Annotated in this window: 16 protein-coding genes; 7 read left to right on the top strand and 9 right to left on the bottom strand. The window is 55.1% G+C overall.

The window, feature by feature from the left end; all coding sequences use genetic code 11:
• Positions 1-328 precede the first annotated feature (328 nt).
• The 3 genes from GOX66_RS21925 to GOX66_RS21920 form a co-directional block, all read right to left on the bottom strand.
• On the bottom strand, positions 329-1,417 hold the full coding sequence (locus GOX66_RS21925) for a DUF2652 domain-containing protein (protein ID WP_170765479.1): 1,089 nt from the start codon (positions 1,415-1,417) through the stop codon (positions 329-331).
• Between the two features lie 340 nt (positions 1,418-1,757).
• Complete coding sequence (locus GOX66_RS25900) at positions 1,758-1,976, bottom strand: GDCCVxC domain-containing (seleno)protein (protein ID WP_237212724.1); 219 nt, start codon at positions 1,974-1,976, stop codon at positions 1,758-1,760.
• Positions 1,977-1,980: 4 nt separating this feature from the next.
• Positions 1,981-2,304 carry a hypothetical protein gene (locus tag GOX66_RS21920; protein WP_170765477.1) on the bottom strand — a complete coding sequence of 108 codons (324 nt, stop codon included), beginning with the start codon at positions 2,302-2,304 and terminating at the stop codon, positions 1,981-1,983.
• Between the two features lie 99 nt (positions 2,305-2,403).
• Here GOX66_RS21920 and GOX66_RS21915 point away from each other — a divergent pair, with 99 nt between their 5' ends.
• Both GOX66_RS21915 and GOX66_RS21910 read left to right on the top strand, forming a co-directional pair.
• Positions 2,404-2,802 (top strand): MerR family transcriptional regulator, encoded by a 399-nt coding sequence (locus tag GOX66_RS21915; RefSeq protein ID WP_170765475.1) that lies wholly within the window; start codon positions 2,404-2,406, stop codon positions 2,800-2,802.
• 115 nt (positions 2,803-2,917) lie between these two features.
• Positions 2,918-3,280, top strand: coding sequence for a YybH family protein (locus tag GOX66_RS21910; protein ID WP_170765473.1), 363 nt, complete (start codon positions 2,918-2,920; stop codon positions 3,278-3,280).
• A 208-nt stretch (positions 3,281-3,488) separates the two neighbouring features.
• On the opposite strand, the gene GOX66_RS21905 is transcribed toward GOX66_RS21910, so the two are convergent.
• Positions 3,489-4,565: a DUF2652 domain-containing protein gene (locus GOX66_RS21905; protein WP_170765471.1), complete on the bottom strand. Its 1,077-nt coding sequence runs from the start codon at positions 4,563-4,565 to the stop codon at positions 3,489-3,491.
• Positions 4,566-4,779: 214 nt separating this feature from the next.
• Here GOX66_RS21905 and GOX66_RS21900 point away from each other — a divergent pair, with 214 nt between their 5' ends.
• From GOX66_RS21900 to GOX66_RS21890, 3 genes are all read left to right on the top strand, one after another.
• A complete protein-coding gene (locus GOX66_RS21900; protein WP_170765470.1) occupies positions 4,780-6,510 on the top strand; it encodes a tetratricopeptide repeat protein in 1,731 nt (576 codons plus the stop codon).
• Between the two features lie 247 nt (positions 6,511-6,757).
• Positions 6,758-9,358 carry a response regulator gene (locus GOX66_RS21895; protein ID WP_170765468.1) on the top strand — a complete coding sequence of 867 codons (2,601 nt, stop codon included), beginning with the start codon at positions 6,758-6,760 and terminating at the stop codon, positions 9,356-9,358.
• A gap of 3 nt (positions 9,359-9,361) precedes the next feature.
• Positions 9,362-10,963, top strand: a complete 1,602-nt coding sequence (locus tag GOX66_RS21890; protein WP_336509519.1) for an adenylate/guanylate cyclase domain-containing protein — start codon at positions 9,362-9,364, stop codon at positions 10,961-10,963.
• Positions 10,964-10,974: 11 nt separating this feature from the next.
• On the opposite strand, the gene GOX66_RS21885 is transcribed toward GOX66_RS21890, so the two are convergent.
• The 4 genes from GOX66_RS21885 to GOX66_RS21870 form a co-directional block, all read right to left on the bottom strand.
• On the bottom strand, positions 10,975-11,343 hold the full coding sequence (locus GOX66_RS21885) for a response regulator (protein WP_170765464.1): 369 nt from the start codon (positions 11,341-11,343) through the stop codon (positions 10,975-10,977).
• A gap of 387 nt (positions 11,344-11,730) precedes the next feature.
• Positions 11,731-13,116, bottom strand: coding sequence for an IS1182 family transposase (locus GOX66_RS21880; RefSeq protein WP_170765462.1), 1,386 nt, complete (start codon positions 13,114-13,116; stop codon positions 11,731-11,733).
• 170 nt (positions 13,117-13,286) lie between these two features.
• Positions 13,287-14,465, bottom strand: coding sequence for an ATP-binding protein (locus tag GOX66_RS21875; protein ID WP_237212723.1), 1,179 nt, complete (start codon positions 14,463-14,465; stop codon positions 13,287-13,289).
• 345 nt (positions 14,466-14,810) lie between these two features.
• Positions 14,811-15,494 (bottom strand): DnaA N-terminal domain-containing protein, encoded by a 684-nt coding sequence (locus GOX66_RS21870; protein WP_120634559.1) that lies wholly within the window; start codon positions 15,492-15,494, stop codon positions 14,811-14,813.
• A gap of 466 nt (positions 15,495-15,960) precedes the next feature.
• Here GOX66_RS21870 and GOX66_RS21865 point away from each other — a divergent pair, with 466 nt between their 5' ends.
• Both GOX66_RS21865 and GOX66_RS21860 read left to right on the top strand, forming a co-directional pair.
• Positions 15,961-17,268 carry an AAA family ATPase gene (locus GOX66_RS21865; RefSeq protein WP_170765460.1) on the top strand — a complete coding sequence of 436 codons (1,308 nt, stop codon included), beginning with the start codon at positions 15,961-15,963 and terminating at the stop codon, positions 17,266-17,268.
• Positions 17,265-18,371, top strand: coding sequence for a ParB/RepB/Spo0J family partition protein (locus GOX66_RS21860; RefSeq protein ID WP_170765458.1), 1,107 nt, complete (start codon positions 17,265-17,267; stop codon positions 18,369-18,371). Before GOX66_RS21865 ends, GOX66_RS21860 begins: the two co-directional genes overlap by 4 nt.
• A gap of 66 nt (positions 18,372-18,437) precedes the next feature.
• Here GOX66_RS21860 and GOX66_RS21855 read toward each other — a convergent pair.
• The coding region (locus GOX66_RS21855; RefSeq protein ID WP_170765455.1) for a tyrosine-type recombinase/integrase at positions 18,438-18,846 on the bottom strand (409 nt) is incomplete at its 5' end.

Here is an 18,846-nt window from a genome sequence, read left to right as displayed (position 1 = left end):
AATCACGAACTCAGCAGATCAACTTGACGAACGGCCCATTGCCGACATCCAGCGGCAGGTCGCAATGCTGCGACCGCGGCCCGCATTGCCGCCATTCGCTGCAGGAGCAAAGCCGAAGGCAACTCGAAATAACGATCTGCCTAACAAAGCGGAAGTGGCTGCTCAATACCGCGAGGTTCGCATGAAAGCCATTGCGGCCATCTAAAAAGCTCCAAGCCCATTCTGGCTTGAAGCGAACAACCCCGATCGTAAAGGTCCCACCTTCTTCGATGCACCGTATGATGCCCTCAGCCCATTTAGCGGCGGTGTCGCCCCTAAATACCCATCTTTACTGTTCCTGACTCTTTTGACGAGCCTCCAATGCCATCTCGTCGAGAATACCGAAAGCCACTGGATAAAAATTCTCGAATAATTCGATCACCGCTGCTTCCTGCTCGGGATGATGTATTCCCTCGGCATCAGTAAGTCGCCCCATTCGAAACACGATCTCGGTGCCTTCATCTACAGGGACTAACTCATAGGTCTCCAAATTAGTAAGACCCTCAATAGACGAATTGTGTAGAATATCAGTCACATAATCGAATGGATGCCAGTCGACGATCAGCATCTGAAAGTGAGCGGCTTCATGAATGCAGTGCAAACGAATGCCAGCCGAAGTGCGCGATGCATCCCCTTCCCGATAGGCGTCTTTCAACATCATCCAGCGCATCTTGAGCCGCGGATCTGTGAGCATTTCCCAAACCACTACCGGCGGCGCGTTTAGTGTGTGCCGGGTTGTGAACACGGCATCCTCGTCGGTAACGCGGACGGGTCCGGCGACTTCCCGGTATCGTTGCCAGGCTGCAGCAAGGTCGTAGACCCGCATCGGCACGTCGCCAAAGTGCTCGAACTGAGCGCTATACTGCATGAGGTCAGACTCAATGCCCATTGCCCGGAACGCGTCTTCCGAGAACAGGGCGTAGCTGAGGATACCAGTATCCTCCTTCACATCGGTCTTCGCCATACGATGCACGAGTATGACGTCAGCACCGGAAATATCCTTCATCGGTCCGATCGACAGTTCTTCGAATTTTCCGTGATGCGCAAGGATCTTCAGATCGAGATCGGCTACGTTGCGACACGCGTTGCAGGGGCAAGTCGTGTTTTGCACAATGTTCCGACGGCGTTCGGCGAACGCCCGATAAAGGCTTTCACATATATTGAGGAAGGTTTCGCCAGAAGGGAATGGCCCACTCGAATAAGCGAGAACGGCGTCACCCTCGAGGCCCCGCAACTTCATTGGGTCCTTCAATTCCATCACAATTGCCTCCAGCAAAGAATGGATGATCGGGTTGGCGTGTTCCAACTCTGACCGGGTCAAGTATCCAGTGTAACCGGTGATATCGGCGATGAGCAGATAGCCTGACTGAATAGACATAGTCACAAAGATCCCAATTTCGTGCGTCAATACATATGGTAGACAACGAATTTGTTCCGAGCAACGTAGTTCAGGAACAGGAACTGAATGTCCGGAAATGGCGCCAGATCGGCATTAGTTTTTGATATTTTATCATCTTCTTCGGGCTCGCACCTGCCGTACGAGACGGCGCAGCATCTGGGTCATCGCTGAAGAATGGGTAATCAATGGTGGCCCATATTTGTCACTGAACGTGCCAATAGTTTTTTGCAAGTGCAGCCCGCTATTCGGACATACGCCGCCGGTGCGAGATTTTGAAGCTGATGAACTCACACATCGCGCAGCAAACCTGCCATTTAACTCAACCGCAACAACTATCGCCCATCTGAATTGGCGGGCACGGAACGGTGGCATAGGAGCAGTACACGCAGCAGTCGCCCTCGAGTGGCTTCAATACTGTCTCGCACGCCTTGCACTTATAGAACCACTGGCAGGCGTTTGTCGGCATTTCCTCTGTCTCGGCATGTCCGCATTTGGGACACGTCAATGTGCTTTCAAGCACCACGTTTTGTTCCGTCATAGTCTCACATCTGCATAATCAGATAATCGTTGATCCGAGCCTCATTGAACACGATGACCCATGCCAGTCCGGTCATTGCTGTGCTTCCGGCAAGCCACCATTTCAGCCGCCCAATTGATCCGCGTCGATGCGATACCGACCAAGACAACGCGACCAGCGCAGTCGATATTGTCAGCACATAAAAACTTACTGTCGCAATTTTCCCGAATATTGCCAGCCAACTGCCGCCCAACCCGAGCAACATCATGGCCATGGGTAGAACACAGCAGGTCGCCACGCCAAGCGCTGAAACCGATCCTAAATAACTGAGGCCAAGGTATTTCTGCATCCTTCTTCTCCACTGGTCTTCACGGCACGGCTTTGCAGTGATGACCCAAGCGGTGTATAGATCCTGTAGCCACTACAGGATCAAGCAGGGTAATTTCATATGATTGCGATTGGAGAGGCTTCCCGGCAAAGTGGAGTCGGTATTGAAACCATCCGCTATTATGAACGCGAAGGAGTTGTGCCAAAACCCGAGCGCGCCTCCAACAATCGCCGTCTCTACTCAAAACGTGATGTTGGAAGGTTGCGTTTATTGAGAAAGTGCCGGGATTTGGGATTCCCACTTGCAGACGCGAAGACGCTGCTCGACCTCTCAGAAAGCAGTGGTGCAGACTGCCAAACCGTGAAGGAGATGGCAGAGCGTCATGTCTCCAATGTGCGTCGTAAGATCAAGGAGTTGACAGTTCTGGAAGCGGCGTTGAATGAACTTACTGCTAACTGCGATAGCGGAAACATATCCTGCCCAATGCTCTCCCAACTGAGGACAACAGATAGCCTCTAAGGCCTCGGTTCAGACTTGCGGCGATGCGGCGTCCAAGGTTGAACACCAGAGATGAACATCAACCCGAGTTCCTGTGATAACCTGAGGGCACCAGCAAGAAACTCGGGAGTAAACAATGTCGGATATTGATACTGTAAAAGCACTCGACGCGGCTATCATCCAGGGGATCAATGCAAAGGACGCAAGTAAGGCGACAGCACCCTATGCTGAAGATGGCGCGGCCATGCCGCCGGGTGCGCCGATAATGACAGGTCATACAGCCATTCGGGAATATTGGCAGGCAGCAATTGACGGCGGCCTGAGTAATGTTGTGGCCAATCTGACCGACGCCCATATCGGCGGAGATTGTGCCGTTACTATGGGAACCCTGACGGGCTCGATGGGAGGGCAAAAACTTGCTGGGAAGTACGTTCTCTACTTCCGAAAAGGCGACGACGGCTGGAAGGTACAGGGCGACATCTGGAACTTCGACGCATAGAGTGTCGGCGATGGCTTAACGGTCAAATCTACTGATTTGTGCTGGCAGGTCGCATCCACCGAACTTGGCTTGCGTGCCGCGATGACGTCACCACTGTTTGCTTAGCACAACTGCTGGAGTGTAGCTTTTCATAGCCTACTCCTTTGATCAGGCAGCGCTGGGATCATCTACCAGTAAAATCTGTCGCCCGACGTTAAGCCGCACGGCGCTATTTGGATTGGCTGAGTTGCTCATTCATGTCCGCAAAAGACACCGCCCAGAATTCCGCTAAAAACGCGGAACATTCCTGTTCGGAAATTTCCGAACGCGTGCCATCTACTTCCGTTGCCATACCCATTGTGTAGCGCAGTTCGGTGCCCTTATCTGTTTCTGTCAGATGGTAGGTCTCGGGAAAGCTGACATCGGGGCGCGCAGGGTCCAGAATGCGGGTCGAGAAATACTCAAAGGGTTCCCAATCCGTGACCCGATAAAAGAACTGGGCCATTTCATGCGCGCAATGATAGCCTGACCCCGGGCCAAGACGTCCCAAAGGGTTCTCCATCTTGATGTCGTTGACGCTGTTCATCCATTTCAGCTTGTGTTCAGGAGCGACGAGGGCCTCCCACACGAGGCACATGGGCGCATCGAAATGGTAGCGCAGGGTCCACACGCCATCTTCTTCTTCGAGAAAATCGCGCGGGCGATCAGCGCGCATCTTTTCCCATGATTTGGCCAGATCGTAGACCTTCATTCCGACTTCACCAAAATGTTCTATTTCCTGGGAAAACGGCTCCATTATATCGCTAATATCCATGGCTTCTGCGGCCGCTTCGCTAAACAAGGCATAGCTGTTAATACCGGTGCGCTCGGCAACATCCGTCTTGGTCAATCTGTGAACAAGAATGACATCGGCACCGGAGATGTCTTTGGTTGGCCCCAGTTGCATTTCATCGAACTGACCGTGGTGGGCGATGATTTTGAGGTCCAGATTGCCGACATTGGCGCATGCCTGGCACGGGCACGTCGTGTTGGCGATTATGTCCTGCCGTCTGAGGGTGAACGCATTGTAGAGATTTTCGCAAATGGTCAGAAATGTCTCTCCCGACGGGAAATCCTGTCGTGTCGAATAGGCCAGAACGGCATCGCCTTCGGTTTTCCAGAAGTGCAGCGGGTCTCCGACCTGCTCAAGCAGAACGCTCAGAAGGGATTGCAGAATGGGATTGGCATGATCCATTTCCGAAGATGTCAGAAACTGAGTGTAGCCGGTAATGTCGGCAATCAGCAGGTAACCTGTGTGTGTTGTCATTTGGCAGCCCCCCCGGTCCAAAGATCGCGTGCGCTCACCATAGATGAAAACATACTCAAACAACAAATATGGTCGGTTGCGCGAAGTGGTCCCGATCTTCAGCCGCCGTCATCGAACCCTTGGCGTTCGCAGCCGAAATTGGAGCGGAGGCATTAACGTTTTATCCAAAACCGCTGAAGTTTCCCATTCGCCGGCCGTCGGCTATGCTTCATCCATGTCGAATGCCTCTGAACGACGGCTGACCGCTATTCTGGCTGCGGATGTAGCAAACTACTCCAAACTCATGGGGGAGGATGAAGCTGCCACATTGACCGCGCTGCGCCGTTTTCGGAACGACATTCTTACTCCGGCAATTGGTGCGCATCACGGCAGGGTGATAAAAAGCATGGGGGACGGCTGGCTGGTTGAATTTCCCAGCGTGGTCAATGGTATAGAGTGCTCGATGGCTGTCCAAAACGCACTGACCGATGATCCCCGGATCACATTGAGGATGGGATTGCACAGCGGCGATGTGAGTTTTGCTGATGAAGACGTCTATGGCGACGGCGTCAACGTGGCCGCACGCCTTCAGAATCTGGCTGAGCCAGGTTCACTGGTGATTTCGGAAACTGCGCGGCGCAGCCTTGATGCCAGGCTTTCGGATCACTTCACCTGTCTCGGTTCTCAGAAACTCAAAAACATCGCAGAGCCTTTGGTCGCCTATGGTTGGGGAATGTCTGCATCAGCCATCCAGAGCTACCTTTTGGAGGTGCCGGAACGACCTTCGATTGCGGTTTTGGCCTTTGACAATGTGTCCCAAAACGCGGATCAGACCTTTTTTGCCGAAGGTATCGCCGAAGATGTGATTTCCGCGCTGTCCCGGTTTCACTGGTTCTTCGTGATCTCTCGAAATACGAGCTTTTCCTACCGGGGTCGCGTCATCGGGACAGAGCAAATCGCTCGCGATCTGGGCGTGCAATACGTTCTTGAGGGCAGCGTTCGAAGGGTCGGCAACAGGGTTCGCGTCTCAGTAAAACTAATCGACGCCATTGCAAACCATTACGTCTGGACCGATCGATTTGACGGCGTGATTGAAGACATCTTCGATCTGCAGGACGAGATTACGCAAAAAATTGTGGGCGCCGTCGCACCTGAATACCTGTCTGCAGAAATGCAACGGGCACGGCGCAAGGTGATACCCCGGATGGACGCCTGGGAGCTGACAGCGCGAGCTCATTGGCATATCTCACAATTCACAAAAGCCGACATAGCTGAAGCCCAAAACCTGTTGTTGAAAGCTGTCGATTTGGATCCCCAAAGTTCATTCGGCTTGGCGGACTTGTCATTCACTCACTTGATGCAGAGCGTGAGTGGATGGAGTGATAATCCTGACGCTTCGAAGGCCAAGGCAATTAGTCTGGCGCAACGGGCAGTTTCGATAAACGGCCGCGACGCTTATGCGATGGCCTTACTTGGTGCGGCGGATTTGTTTTCAGGCCATCATCAGGACGCCGTAAGGAAGTTGCGGGACGCTATAGCCCTCAACCCCAACGACCCCCATGCCTATGCTTTGCTTGCCAGATCTCAGGTTTATCTGGGCGACGGCAAGGAAGCCCTCGATGACATCATGGCCGCGATCAGGCTCAGCCCGCGCGATCCATTGATAGCTTTGTGGTATTCCATACGCTCACTTTGTGAATTTGTGGCTGGCCGACACAACGAAGCCATCGAGTGGGCCGAGGCGTCAATCCGGATTCAGCCTAATCGTAGTAGCTCTTATCTGGATCTTGCTGTGAACAACGCCATTTGCGGCAAGTTGGATGAGGCGAGGCAGGCTGTTCTCGACCTAAAGCGTCTTGACCCCGGCGCCTCTCTTCAATTGGCAGAGCGCACACATCCCTTTGCACGATTGGAAGATCGCGAACGCTATCAACAGGGTTTGCGCGCAGCCGGGTTGAACCGGTGAACGCGGGCCAATCCTGCCGATCTCATGGTTTTCGCCGCGCTGCGGTGCGCAAAAGATGGAACGACCCAGCCCGCCGACCGGCGATTTCCATTGTTCTCACGGGATCCGGCAGAATAGTGGCTCTGTCAACATCAATCCAAAGGCGCACACAGACGGGCCGAAACAGCCTTGTTTCGATCCCGCATTTCAATTCAACTGAAAACAGTGACTTACCGACGTGTCGGTTTCACCAGATGGAGCGCGCGAAATGAACCAATCAGACGATCACCATGTGTCGAAACCGGTTGGAACGAACCGAGCGCTGGACCGGATCGTCGATGCCATAAACACAATCCCGGAAGGCTTTGCCCTCTACGATTCCGATGATCGTTTGGTTCTGGCGAACGAGACATATCGGAAGATGCTGTATCCGGGGCACGAAGACTTGGTGAAACCGGGGATGACGTTCGAACAGGTCGTTCGCAAAGCACTGTCGCTCAATGTGATTACAGATGCGATCGGACGAGAAGAAGAATGGGTGGCGCAACGGCTGAAACGTCACGACAATCCGGAAGGCACCCAGATGCAAAGCCGGACATCCGGGGGGTGGATCAAGATCAGCGAGCGGAAGACCCGTGATAACGGAACCGTTGCGATCTACAGCGATGTGACCGAACTGAAGAAGGTCGAAGCCCGCAATGCCGAGCTTGCTCAGATTCCTGAGGAAAACCCCAATCCGGTCATGTGTATCAGCAGCGACGGAAAGCTGCTCTTTGCGAATAAAGCCAGCGACCCGATGTTGGATGCGTTGAACCTGAAAGTCGGTGCAGCCGTTACAGAAGAATGGCTGGCTCGCGTCAGGAGAGGGCTTGAAGAGAACGAACGGCAGGATTTTGAATGCCATGCTGGCGGCATGGTCTATTCGTTACTGCTCTGGCCGGTGCCGGATGCCAAACATGTCAACTTGTACGGGCGGGACGTTACGCAGCTGAGGCAAGCAGAAAAGCGGATGCGAGAACTGGCGCGCATTCCTGAAGAGAACCCTAACCCGGTCATGCGCATCACAGATAAGGGCAAATTGATCTACGCCAACAAGGCAAGCACTCCACTGATTGAAGCGCTACAATTGAAGGTTGGCGACCGCGTGGGAACGGGTTGGCGCAAACGAGTCACCAAAGGTTTGCACGAGGATCAACGGCAAGATTTCGAATACGAGGCAGGTGGTCTGATCTATGCTCTTTTACTATGGCCGGTACCGGAGGGAGGCTATGCGAACATCTATGGCCGGGACATTACCACCCAGAAGCAAGTGGAAAGCGAACTGCGCGTGGCAAAAGACAATGCTGAAGCTGCCAATAAAACCAAGAGCACATTCCTTGCCAACATGAGCCACGAACTCCGCACGCCATTGAACGCGATCATCGGATACAGTGAGTTGATGCTTGAGGAAGCTATCGATCAGAATGACGAGACGAACCTGAGCGATCTTCAGAAAATCCAATCTGCCGGGAAGCACCTGCTTGCCCTGATTAACGACATTCTGGATTTGTCCAAAATCGAAGCCGGGAAGATGGAGTTCAATCTTGAGGCCTTCGATGTCTTTCAAATGATCAAAGATGTCGGAACAACGGTGCGACCGCTGGCCGAAAAAAACAACAATACTTTGAAGTTTGTGTGCGCCGAGAACATCGGGGATATGGTTTGCGATCTGACCAAGGTGAGGCAAGCATTGCTCAACCTGCTGTCCAACGCCTGCAAGTTCACCGAAAACGCGACAATCACGCTGTCCGTCCTGCGATCGAAGAAACAGGATCAGCTGGAATTTTCAGTCGCCGACCAAGGCATCGGCATGTCGCCCGAGCAAGTCGACAAAGTGTTCGAAGCGTTCACTCAGGCGGACTCCTCCACTACCCGCAACTATGGGGGCACCGGTCTGGGGCTGTCGATCACCAAGGTCTTCTGCGAACAGCTGGGCGGCAATATTCGCTGCGCCAGCACCCTCGGCGAGGGGTCAACTTTCACCATTCGTCTTCCGAGCATCTGCAGAGATCCGTCTACAAACCCGCTGCGGGAAAAAGGGGATTCCGGGGATGATCCGCATAGCGATTCAAATGCGCCGCTGGTTCTGTTGGTCGATGACGACCCGACGGTGCATGACCTTTTGGGGCGGCGGCTGCGCAGGGAAGGATACCGCGTTCTAGCTTCAACCAAGGGTGACGAAGCATTGGAACTGGCGCGCAAATTCCGGCCTGACGCCATCACGTTGGACGTGTTCATGCCCGAGATTGACGGCTGGGCGGTGTTGTCCAAGCTGAAAGACGATCCGAACATGGCAGACATCCCGGTGATTATGCTGACATTCGCAGAGGACCGCACGCGCGGGTTGTCTCTGGGTGCCAGCGGATATCTGGGCAAACCCATCGACACGGTCACACTTCTGAATGCGCTGAAAGAGCATTGTCCGCCCCGTCCAGCGCCCCGGGCCCTTGTTGTTGAAGACGAGGCCGCAACCCGCGAAATGATCTGTCGCGTTCTGGGCAAGGAAGGCTGGCAGATCGAACAGGCTGTCAACGGGCTGGACGCTCTTCAACATCTTTCTGCATCCGTACCGGACGTCATTTTGCTGGATCTCATGATGCCCGAGATGGACGGGTTTGAATTTCTGGCGGGGATGAGGAAGAACCCGGACTGGAAAGACATACCCGTCATCGTAGTTACAGCGAAGACCCTGTCAAACGATGACCGCGCGCGGCTGAGCGGCTCGGTCGAGACTCTGATCAGCAAGGACGGGGATGAAATTGAAACCATCCTCAACCAGTTGAACGACATTCTAATCAAACACCGGCCTGCCTCTGCAGGGGAAGCATAAGTTGTGAATGGCAGCCCAGAAAACGAAGCACAAAACGCACAGGCAGTGTGGTTGGCCAATTTGCGTCAAAACCTCCTCTCTCCAGTCAGCGCCATTGTCGGGTTTTGCGAGATGCTTCAAAGCGAATCCAAGCGGCTGAATCTGGAAGAAGTCACTTCGGATCTGGACCGGATTTCCCAGGCGACGACGGAACTGAGCGCCTTGGTGGATCAGCTTCTGCACCCCGAGATGGCGATGAAGCTGACGGTCAGCGGCGATGAGGGCGTGAAGCGGCTGCGTCACGACCTGCGCACCCCGATGAATGCGATCAAAGGCTACAGCGAGATGATGTTGGAGGATCTGGAGGACCTGAACGCAGAAAATCTGGAGCCGGACTTGCTGGGGCTTTTGGACCACACCGACACCTTGCTACAACGTATCGACACGCTCTCGGGTTTGTCCGGTGATGGCCTCAAAATCTCTGACACACCGCGCGAAACGGTCGCGATGTTTGCCAATCTGGTCCAGAGCATGCAGCCCCTGCCTTCAATCGCCGATGCATCTGGATCAACCGGCGACATCCTTGTCGTCGATGATGCCGAGGCCAACCGGGACTTGCTGGCCCGCCGGTTAAAGCGGGACGGGCATCGCGTCTGGACTGCCGACGGCGGCTATTCCGCTCTGGAGAAAATGTCCCGACAGCCTTTCGATCTGGTTCTGCTCGATCTGATGATGCCGGATATCAACGGCTTCGACGTTCTGGCCCGGTTGAAACAGGATGACGCCTTTCATGATATCCCCGTCATTATGATTTCAGCCCTGGATGAGGTCGAAAGCGTTGCGCGCTGCATCGAGGCCGGTGCCGAGGATTACCTGCCCAAACCCTTCAACCCGATCCTGTTACAAGCCCGGATCAGCGCCGCGCTGGAGAAAAACCGCTGGCGAAAGCGCGAACGCCAGTACCTTGAGATGATGGAAGCGGAAAAGCAAAAGTACAAAGGCCTTCTGCTCAGCATTCTGCCGCAACAGATCGTGACGCGCCTTAATGACGGCGAGGACACAATCGCCGACCGCCACGACGACGTCACCGTGCTCTTTTCTGATATCGTCGGCTTTACCGAGATGTCGGCCAGGCTGGCCCCGGCACAGGTGGTTTCCTATCTGAACCGGATTTTCTCGGGGTTCGACAAAACGGCGACGGAACTTGGCGTTGAAAAGATAAAGACGATTGGCGATGCGTATATGGTTGCCGCCGGGGTGCCGGATGGTCGCGCAGATCATGCCGAGGTGATCGTCGAGATGGCGCTTCGGATGCTCGATCAGGTCAAGGCGCTGAACCTTGAAACGGACCACCCGATGCATATCAGGGTCGGCGTGCATACCGGGCCGGTGGTTGCTGGAATCATCGGATCGCACCGTTTCCTTTACGATGTCTGGGGGGACACCGTTAATTTTGCCAGCCGCCTTGAATCAACCGGTGCGCCGGGCCGGGTACAGGTTTCCGAGGTCACCGCCAGACAGGTCGAGCATCGCTTTGATATCTCTGAACCTGTCGAAGCAAGGGTGAAAGGCAAGGGTCAGGTCAGAACATACTATGTCACCCGACACAAAACGGCCGCGGATTGAGCGGTTCCTCCTCAAGTCGCGGGCAGAAGTTTCCCTATCTTTTCCAGCAAACGGCTCAACTCGACCGGTTTGGTATCGAAGTCGTCGCAACCTGCTTCCAGCGCCTTTTCCCGATCACTGGCCATCGCGTGCGCGGTCAGGGCCACCACCGGGATCGAGGCCGTCCCGGGCGCTGCTTTGATACGCCGTGTAGCTTCCCACCCGTCAATTTCGGGCAGGCTCATATCCATCAAAATGATGTCGGGACTTTCTTCACCAGCCATGGACACGCCTTCCAGCCCGTCCTTCGCGACGACAACATGAAACCCTTTGCGTTCCAACCGGCGCGACAGCATATCGCTGTTCATATCATTGTCTTCAACCAACAGAACCTTAGTCAAAACTCCCCCCTTGCGCCTCCGCGTACTATGGACACCGAATGGCTCAAGAAGCATCGAAACTTATGTTCGAAGGCCGTACTCTGCCGCCGGATCGTGCAAACCTACTGGTCGGTGCATTCTTTCATCAATTATATACCACGCAATGAGTATTTGGCCGACTCAGGTCGACCCACCCCCCTTTTGCCAAAGAAGGGTATGATCCGTAGCATAATGTTGAACGGCGGTTCGCTTAATGAATTGCCGGGAAGTCAATTGACCGCTCTGCGATAAAAAGACCCTCTAATTTGCGCCTGCAGAGAACGTCAGCTTCCCGCCGATTCTGTGGAAAAACAACGCGTTGCGAGTGCAGAAAGTGGTGCTCTGAACGGAGCGCAAGCGCCTTTCTGGTCAGGCTTTTTGTGTTTGCTGCGGTGCGGGAAAGATCTTCGCCAATTTGCGGAGGTTTTGGGCGGTGGCGGCGAGGAGGAATTCGTCATTTGCGCCGCACGGCCCACGTAATCGGAGCCGTCCAAGGCCTAGAATGCGCTTGAAGTGGGCAAAGAGCATCTCAACTTTCTTTCTGAGCTTCATCGCAATCTGGTATTCTTCGGTTTTGGCCAGATCTCTGGCGACCTGGCGCGCATCTTCGTGCTCTTCCCGGGTGATCTTCCGTGCATCGGCATTCGGGCAGCACTTGGGCTTGGATGGACATTCCTGGCAGACTTCTTTCAAGGCGCGATAGCGGGCTGTGCCCTTGCCCGTCGGCCCCCGGTTCGGGTCTGAGTAGTTCCTGCGGAACTGTTTAAGCGCGTGACCCTCTGGGCAGATATATTGATCATTCTCAGCGTCCCATTCGAAGTCTGTGCGTGTCCAGGTGCCGTCGGGGCGTCCGGCCTTGTCGATTACCGGGATGTAAGGATCGATCTTGCGATCCACGAGCCAGCCGAGCATCGGGCCGGAGCCGTAGGCGGTATCGGCGATCATCCAGTTGGGGACGAGGTCGAACTTGTCTTTCACCCGTGTCAGCATGGTCTCCGTCGATCCGACCTCAGCTTGTCGGATGGACCGTGTGGCCTCGACATCAACGATGACGCCATAGTCGGTGTCGATCAGGTAGTTGTCAGAATAGCTGAAGAAAGCAGGCCCTTTACGCGCTGCCGTCCATTGGCTCGCAGGGTCAGAATGCGAGGTGAACTTGGGTTGCACCTCGCTCGCAGCTCCGAAAGCCGCCTCATCCAGAGTGTTGAGATACTCGCGGACCGCGCGAGGCGCATCTTCAGGATCGATGGTTGATGCATCCCATTCTTCTTTTGGCGTTGAATTCTGTTTGTTTGCATCGGCTTCGATCAAGCTGGCATCGATTGCCATGCGCTGGCCGCTGACGAGACCTTCTTCGATGCACCGCGCTACAGTCGTCTCGAACAGGTGGCGCAGCAGTTCGCTCTCGCGGAAGCGTCCATGCCGGTTCTTGGAAAACGTCGAGTGATCCGGGATACGCTCATTCAGATCGAGGCGGCAGAACCATCGATATGCCAGGTTCAGATGCACCTCTTCACAAAGCCGCCGCTCGGACCGGATGCCAAAGCAATACCCAACCAGCAGCATGCGGATCAGCAGTTCCGGATCGACAGATGGCCGGCCGGTGTGGCTGTAGAAATCCGCCAGATGAGCCCGCACGCTGGCCAGATCAACGAAACGGTCAATCGAACGCAACAGGTGATCTTGCGGGACATGATCCTCAAGCGAGAACTCGTAGAACAGCGCCGCTTGCGCCTCCTGCCTCGGTCCCATCATCGCAAATCCCTCCCTGCAGAAGGAATTGAATCAGCGACTTACGCTTCGATCAAGGGTGAGTTTTTCAACAAAATACGCCCTTATGACGGTACTTTCAATTGCAACAAAGTTCCGCCTTTGGTGGGCTAAAACGTTCAATTTCGAACCCGCTTTCATCGGTCCGGTCGCTGTTACGCCTTTGCGGATGCCAGCCGTTCCATTGCACTTATGAGGGACGTTGCCCGTACTCCCCCCTGCCCCGGCACTTCCTTTTCGTCTGCATAGACAAGTATGCGTTCTGAGACGTCCAATTCTTCTGTCGCGATGTGAAACCCGCGCGTCACCTTGGCAGATGTCGTCCGCTTGATCTCTATGGCCCAGAGGGCGCCTCGGGGAAGCTTCAACATCAAATCCACCTCAGCCCCAGCGGAAGAGCGATAGAAGCTTGCTTCAGTTCCGCGTGGCGCCGCGGCGATCAGGTTTTCGATACAGAATCCTTCCCAACTGCCGCCGACAACCGGGTGCCCAAGCAGGTCTTCTTGCGTTTCGATCCCAAGAAGTGCATGGGCCAGCCCGGAATCGCGGATGTAGATCTTGGGAGACTTGACCAGGCGTTTTCCGGCATTGGAATGCCAGGGCGGCAAACGACGCACCAGCATCAGGTCGACCAGCAAGTCAAGATAGCGCGCAACGCTCTGGCCCGATACGCCAAGGTTTCCCGCAAGTTTTGCTGCGTTGAGCAACCCGCCTTGGTCATGGGCAAGCATCGTCCAAAACCGGCGCAGTGTTTCCGCTGGAATGCGCAACCCGAAAGCCGGAACATCACGTTCCAGATAGGTGCGGATGAAATCCTCGCGCCATGTCAGACTGGTCTGGTCGTTTTTTGCAAGGAAGCTATCTGGAAACCCACCCCGCAACCACAGCGCGGATATCGAGTCCGCTCCGGTTTCCGACAGGATGAAAGGCGTCAGCTCGTGATAGCTGACCCGGCCAGCCAAGGATTCTGCGCTTTGGTGCAGAAGCGTGTTCGAGGCCGACCCCAGCAGCAGGAATTGCCCAGTCCGATACCCTTGTCTTCGTCGTCGGTCAATTTGACCGCGTAATGCCTTAAACAGGCCCGGCATAAGCTGAACCTCATCGATCACCACCAGTCGTCCAACCTGCTCGTCGAGATAGAGGTCCGGCTCTTCGAGCACCTGGCGATCAGCAGATCTCTCCATATCAAGATAGACAGCGTCACGACTTTCAGCGATGTCCTGCGCGAGTGTTGTCTTCCCGACTTGCCGCGGCCCAAGCAGGACGACGCCCGCCTGGTTCTCCAGTGAGTCTTCAACTGACTTTCTATCACCGCGCTCGATCATACCTTGCATTTATTCCATTCAGTAGAAGATTTACAAGGTTAAACTTCGAGGATACTACCCTTCTGAACTCAGCGGTAGAAACCCAATACAGACCAGCCCAGTGTTTCGCATGGGTGATATCAACGCTCACCATGCAGTTGTGGATTGATAGTATGTCGAGAGCAACTTCCCTATCAGCTTTCGACTCGTTGTAAGCAACCATCACCTTCCCAATTGGTTTTCCAGCTGAGTGTAGCCCATCACACACGTCTTTTTGTGACAGGCCATGGACGGCTTGGTTTTACCGTCAACATGAAATGCAGGTCTTATGCCACCCGGTCCCGGCACACCGACAAACGCGAAGCTAACAGCAGTTTATTCGGTCGCATCTATGCGCAAGGTTCTGACCTCTGGATCTACCCGACTGTAGGCAGCCAATAAGCGCGCAGACCATTTCTGAGCGATGTAGTCTGCCATGAAACGCGAGGGCGCGATCAAGGTAACGCACCCCCCTGCCCTCTCAACTTCGTTCAGATGCTGGAACCAACTGCTCCAAAGCTCCGGATCACGCCCGTGAAGGATCGTTTGAACCTGTGACCAGATCGTTCCATCCGCGTCCTCCGGAGCGGCGGGTTTGGTCTTAAACGGTACAACGTTGGTCTCGACCTCAGGCTCTTCGGTCATCCGTGCCTGAAAATCACGGCCGATCAACGGCCAGACCTCGGTCGTATCGATCATGATCTGCTTTAAGTCCAGTTCATAAACGGCAACGCGCCCGCGAACAGCGGGACGTTTGACAGCGATCCATCCCATCGTTTTCAACTTGGCCATTTCACGTTTAACGGTTCGCTCATTCACGGACCAGAGGCGGGCAATTTCCTCACGCCCCATCGACAACTCGTTTCCGCGCCAATTGTAGCGAGTCGTAATCAGGGCCATCATGCGTAAAACCAGACGCTGACGATGTTTATCCCTTGACAGCGCATGAACCGAAAGCGCCGATAGAATATCATATTTTAGTACGGGCGCATTTCGCCCGACCGGTTTTGCAACCTGCATCCTTGATCTCACCGCTCTGTCCGCCTCAGACGGTCTTGCCGTCAGTTTCACGCTGTTTGCCAACGCTTTTCACTTTGATGCCCTGATTAGCGTCCAAACCGACGATTCTGTCAAGCGGAGTCTGAACCGGCCTGCGTTTCGGCCCAAACCAATCTCAAAAATCTAAAAGAAAATTGGTGAAGTATTGGTGATGGGGGACACCGTGTTTGTCCCCGTATTGGCATGTTGTGTCCCCCTATATGAGGCGAAGTCTTAATAGACGACCCCCTAAATCTAGAGGAGTTGCCCCTAACCCTGCGATTTTCGAATCTCTGCTGCATTCGAATCAGTTCTGTTGTCGTTGCCCTTGTTTTCTTACCCGTGGGTAAGATTGCACCTACACCATATTTTCTTTTGCCAAAAACACAAATCAAGCGTAAATAAAAAAAATACAATAAATAGCGTCCCAAGAGATGAGACCCGAGGCATGTACACGCACGAAGACCTGAACGCATTGCGAAACCAGTCCCTGAAATTGCAGGGATGGATTCGTCAGCAGACCTTTAGCCCCGAGATGGAGAAGACACTCCGCCGCTTTTCCAGCTGGGAAGTGTCCGAGCTTATATTTCGCGTCAACCAGTCAACCTTTCGGGGCAAACTTGCGGCTGACCCATCCCTGCCCGGCGGCGAGGTCGAGCCGGATGGCCGGCAGCGTTGGTTCAGCCTGGAAGAGGTGAATGAACTGCGCCGGCGTCTCAAGGTGAACCGGCAATCCCTGATGCCGCCGCGCCCTGCGGGCAAGCGCGCCATTCGCGCTGCGGTCGCCAATTTCAAAGGCGGGGCAGGCAAATCCACGGTCGCGTTACATTTGGCCCATGCCGCCGCGTTGGATGGCTACCGGGTTCTGGTGGTGGATTTCGATCCGCAGGCGACCCTCAGCCATTCCATGGGTCTGACCGATGTGGCCGAGGACATCACCGTCTGGGGTATTATGGCCCGCGACCTGATCCGCGAGACCGAGCGGATGAACAGCCGCCCCGCAGCCGCGGAGTCTGGAACCGCCCTACCCCGCCGCGAATTGCCGCCATCGATTACCGGGATGGGTCTAGGTGATCTACGCGTCAACGATTTCATCAAGAAGACATCTTGGTCGACCATTGATGCGATCCCCTCTTGCGCCAATGCTGCCTTTGTCGAGTTCGCCTCGGCCCAGTATCGGCACATGAACCCCGAGTGGTCGTTCTTTGCCGCGGTGTCGCGCTATCTGGATCAGATCCCGGATGATGCCTATGACCTGATCCTGTTCGACTGTCCGCCCGCAATTGGGTATCAGTCGATGAACGCAGTGTTTGCGGCCGACATGCTCTATGTTCCCTCGGGCCCGGGATACTGGGAATACGATTCGACGACCTCGTTTATCGGACAACTTGCCGAAGCGCTTGAGGATTTGGCCTATGGGTTCGACAAGACCTTACCCACGGGTAAGATCGGCCTGCCCAAGACCTTCTGCGAGCTACGCTTTCTGCTGACACGGTACGAGCCGGGCAATGCTTTGCACCTGGCCATGTTCGACGCGTTTCGCAAGGTCTTTGGTGACCATGTTGCTGAACACCCGGTCGAGATGACGCGCGCCGTTGAGCAGTCGGGTCGGTTTCTAAGCTCGGTTTATGAAATGGACTACCGAGAGATGACCCGGGAAACCTGGCGCCGGGCGCGGTCGACCTTTGACAATGTATATGAGGAATTCCGGGGCGTGATGTTGTCGGCCTGGGACAAGTTGGAGGATGACGCATGAGCCGTAAACGCAGAATGTTTGACATTGACATGCCTGCCATGGACGACATCCCGGTTGGCAAGGTTCCGGACAAGGTTCTGGAAAAGCGACGTGGTCCCATGGCGGCAGCGATTTCGGAAAACGCGGATGCGTTGCGGGATCAGCAATCGACCGAAGATTCCATCCGCGCAGAAAATGACCGCCTTGCGCATGAACTGGTTCGGTTGCGGTCCGAGGGCCTTGTGACCGAGCATGTTGCGTTGTCGGATGTTGTCACAGATAAACTCGCCCGCGACCGTAAAGCGGGGCCCGACCCCGAATTGGAAGAACTGAAGGACTCCATTCGAGATATTGGACTATCCAACCCTATTCGGCTTGAGCGACGCTCTGATGGTCGTTTCGATCTGATTCAGGGCATGCGACGCTTGTCCGCCTATCGCGCGTTGCGCGAGGATACCGGCGACGCTCGGTATGACCGAATTCCTGCCGGTATCTCTGACGCGACTGACCTGAACAGCAGCTATCGGCGCATGGTGGATGAAAACCTGATCCGCAAGGACATCTCGTTTGCAGAGATGGGGGCGCTGGCGCGGGCCTATTCCGAGGATCCGGTAAATGACTGCCCGGATGTGGACAAGGCGGTGGCGGTGCTTTTCAAGTCGGCCAGTTACACCAAACGAAGCTACATCCGGGCCTTTGCAAGCCTGTTGATGATGTTGGACAAGGTGCTGAAACACCCCAACGACATCCCGCGTAATTTGGGCGTGGAGCTCAAGCGCAAGATTGATGCGAACCCTGAATTGGTGCGTCAGGTCAGCACCGTTGTCATGAGCGAACCGGATCGGGACAGCCTGCGGGAGGTTGCACTGTTGCGCAGTTTCGTAACATCCGAGGCGGCACCCGCGCCAAAGCCGTCCACAAGCGGCCCAAGCAAGACGCGTCGTGCGAAAACAACATTTCAGGTGTCCGGGCGGGCAGGGGTCGCAAAATGCTCCGCCTCAAGCGGCCGGATCGAGTTGCGGTACGATTTGGATTTTACCCGGGTTGACCGGGCAAAGCTTGAGCAGGCCATAGCAACACTAATCGACAAATTGCAGGAAGAGGATGATCTTACCCACGGGTAAGAACTGAGCCCTACTGCCGACACGCAAGCAAAGCGCCGGGTCATAACCCTGGCGCTTTCACGTTTCTCACCCCAGCAAATCTGCTGCCGGGTTTTCGGCGATATCGACATCGTCATAATACTTTTGCGCCTGGGCCATGGAGCGGTGCAGGGACAGGCGCATGGCGGCCTGGATCGGGGCACCGTCCAGCGCGGCCTGGGTCAGGAAGCCCGAGCGCAACCCATGCGGCGAGGCAAAATCCTCTGGCAATCCCGCGAGGGCCAACCGGTGTTTGACGATCTGGTAGATCGCATCCGGGCTGAGTCGGCGTTTCAGAACCCGGTCGGATTTGGAGATCGGGCGGAACAGCGGTCCGTCGGCAATCTCGCCCACTTCAATCCAGTGCACCAGCGCCTGTGCCGCGCGGGTCTTGAGCACCAACCGCGGGGTTTCACCCTTTTGGGTGGTCTTGGTCTCCAGCAAGGAGAGCCAGACC

It is taken from the genome of Ruegeria lacuscaerulensis, assembly GCF_013031245.1.
GTDB classification, from domain to species: Bacteria; Pseudomonadota; Alphaproteobacteria; order Rhodobacterales; family Rhodobacteraceae; genus Ruegeria; species Ruegeria lacuscaerulensis_C.
Note: the sequence above shows the minus strand (reverse complement) of the source record. Positions and strands in the feature narration are given on the sequence as shown.

What these genes read in the sequence shown, in the direction of transcription:
- GOX66_RS21910 (WP_170765473.1), top strand. Translation starts at nt 2,918, where the DNA reads ATGTCGGATATTGATACTGTAAAAGCACTCGACGCGGCTATCATCCAG.
- GOX66_RS21920 (WP_170765477.1), bottom strand. Translation starts at nt 2,304, where the DNA reads ATGCAGAAATACCTTGGCCTCAGTTATTTAGGATCGGTTTCAGCGCTT.
- GOX66_RS21900 (WP_170765470.1), top strand. Translation starts at nt 4,780, where the DNA reads ATGTCGAATGCCTCTGAACGACGGCTGACCGCTATTCTGGCTGCGGAT.
- GOX66_RS21905 (WP_170765471.1), bottom strand. Translation starts at nt 4,565, where the DNA reads ATGACAACACACACAGGTTACCTGCTGATTGCCGACATTACCGGCTAC.
- GOX66_RS21880 (WP_170765462.1), bottom strand. Translation starts at nt 13,116, where the DNA reads ATGATGGGACCGAGGCAGGAGGCGCAAGCGGCGCTGTTCTACGAGTTC.
- GOX66_RS25900 (WP_237212724.1), bottom strand. Translation starts at nt 1,976, where the DNA reads ATGACGGAACAAAACGTGGTGCTTGAAAGCACATTGACGTGTCCCAAA.
- GOX66_RS21870 (WP_120634559.1), bottom strand. Translation starts at nt 15,494, where the DNA reads ATGCAGGTTGCAAAACCGGTCGGGCGAAATGCGCCCGTACTAAAATAT.
- GOX66_RS21875 (WP_237212723.1), bottom strand. Translation starts at nt 14,465, where the DNA reads ATGCAAGGTATGATCGAGCGCGGTGATAGAAAGTCAGTTGAAGACTCA.
- GOX66_RS21895 (WP_170765468.1), top strand. Translation starts at nt 6,758, where the DNA reads ATGAACCAATCAGACGATCACCATGTGTCGAAACCGGTTGGAACGAAC.
- GOX66_RS21860 (WP_170765458.1), top strand. Translation starts at nt 17,265, where the DNA reads ATGAGCCGTAAACGCAGAATGTTTGACATTGACATGCCTGCCATGGAC.
- GOX66_RS21925 (WP_170765479.1), bottom strand. Translation starts at nt 1,417, where the DNA reads ATGTCTATTCAGTCAGGCTATCTGCTCATCGCCGATATCACCGGTTAC.
- GOX66_RS21865 (WP_170765460.1), top strand. Translation starts at nt 15,961, where the DNA reads ATGTACACGCACGAAGACCTGAACGCATTGCGAAACCAGTCCCTGAAA.
- GOX66_RS21915 (WP_170765475.1), top strand. Translation starts at nt 2,404, where the DNA reads ATGATTGCGATTGGAGAGGCTTCCCGGCAAAGTGGAGTCGGTATTGAA.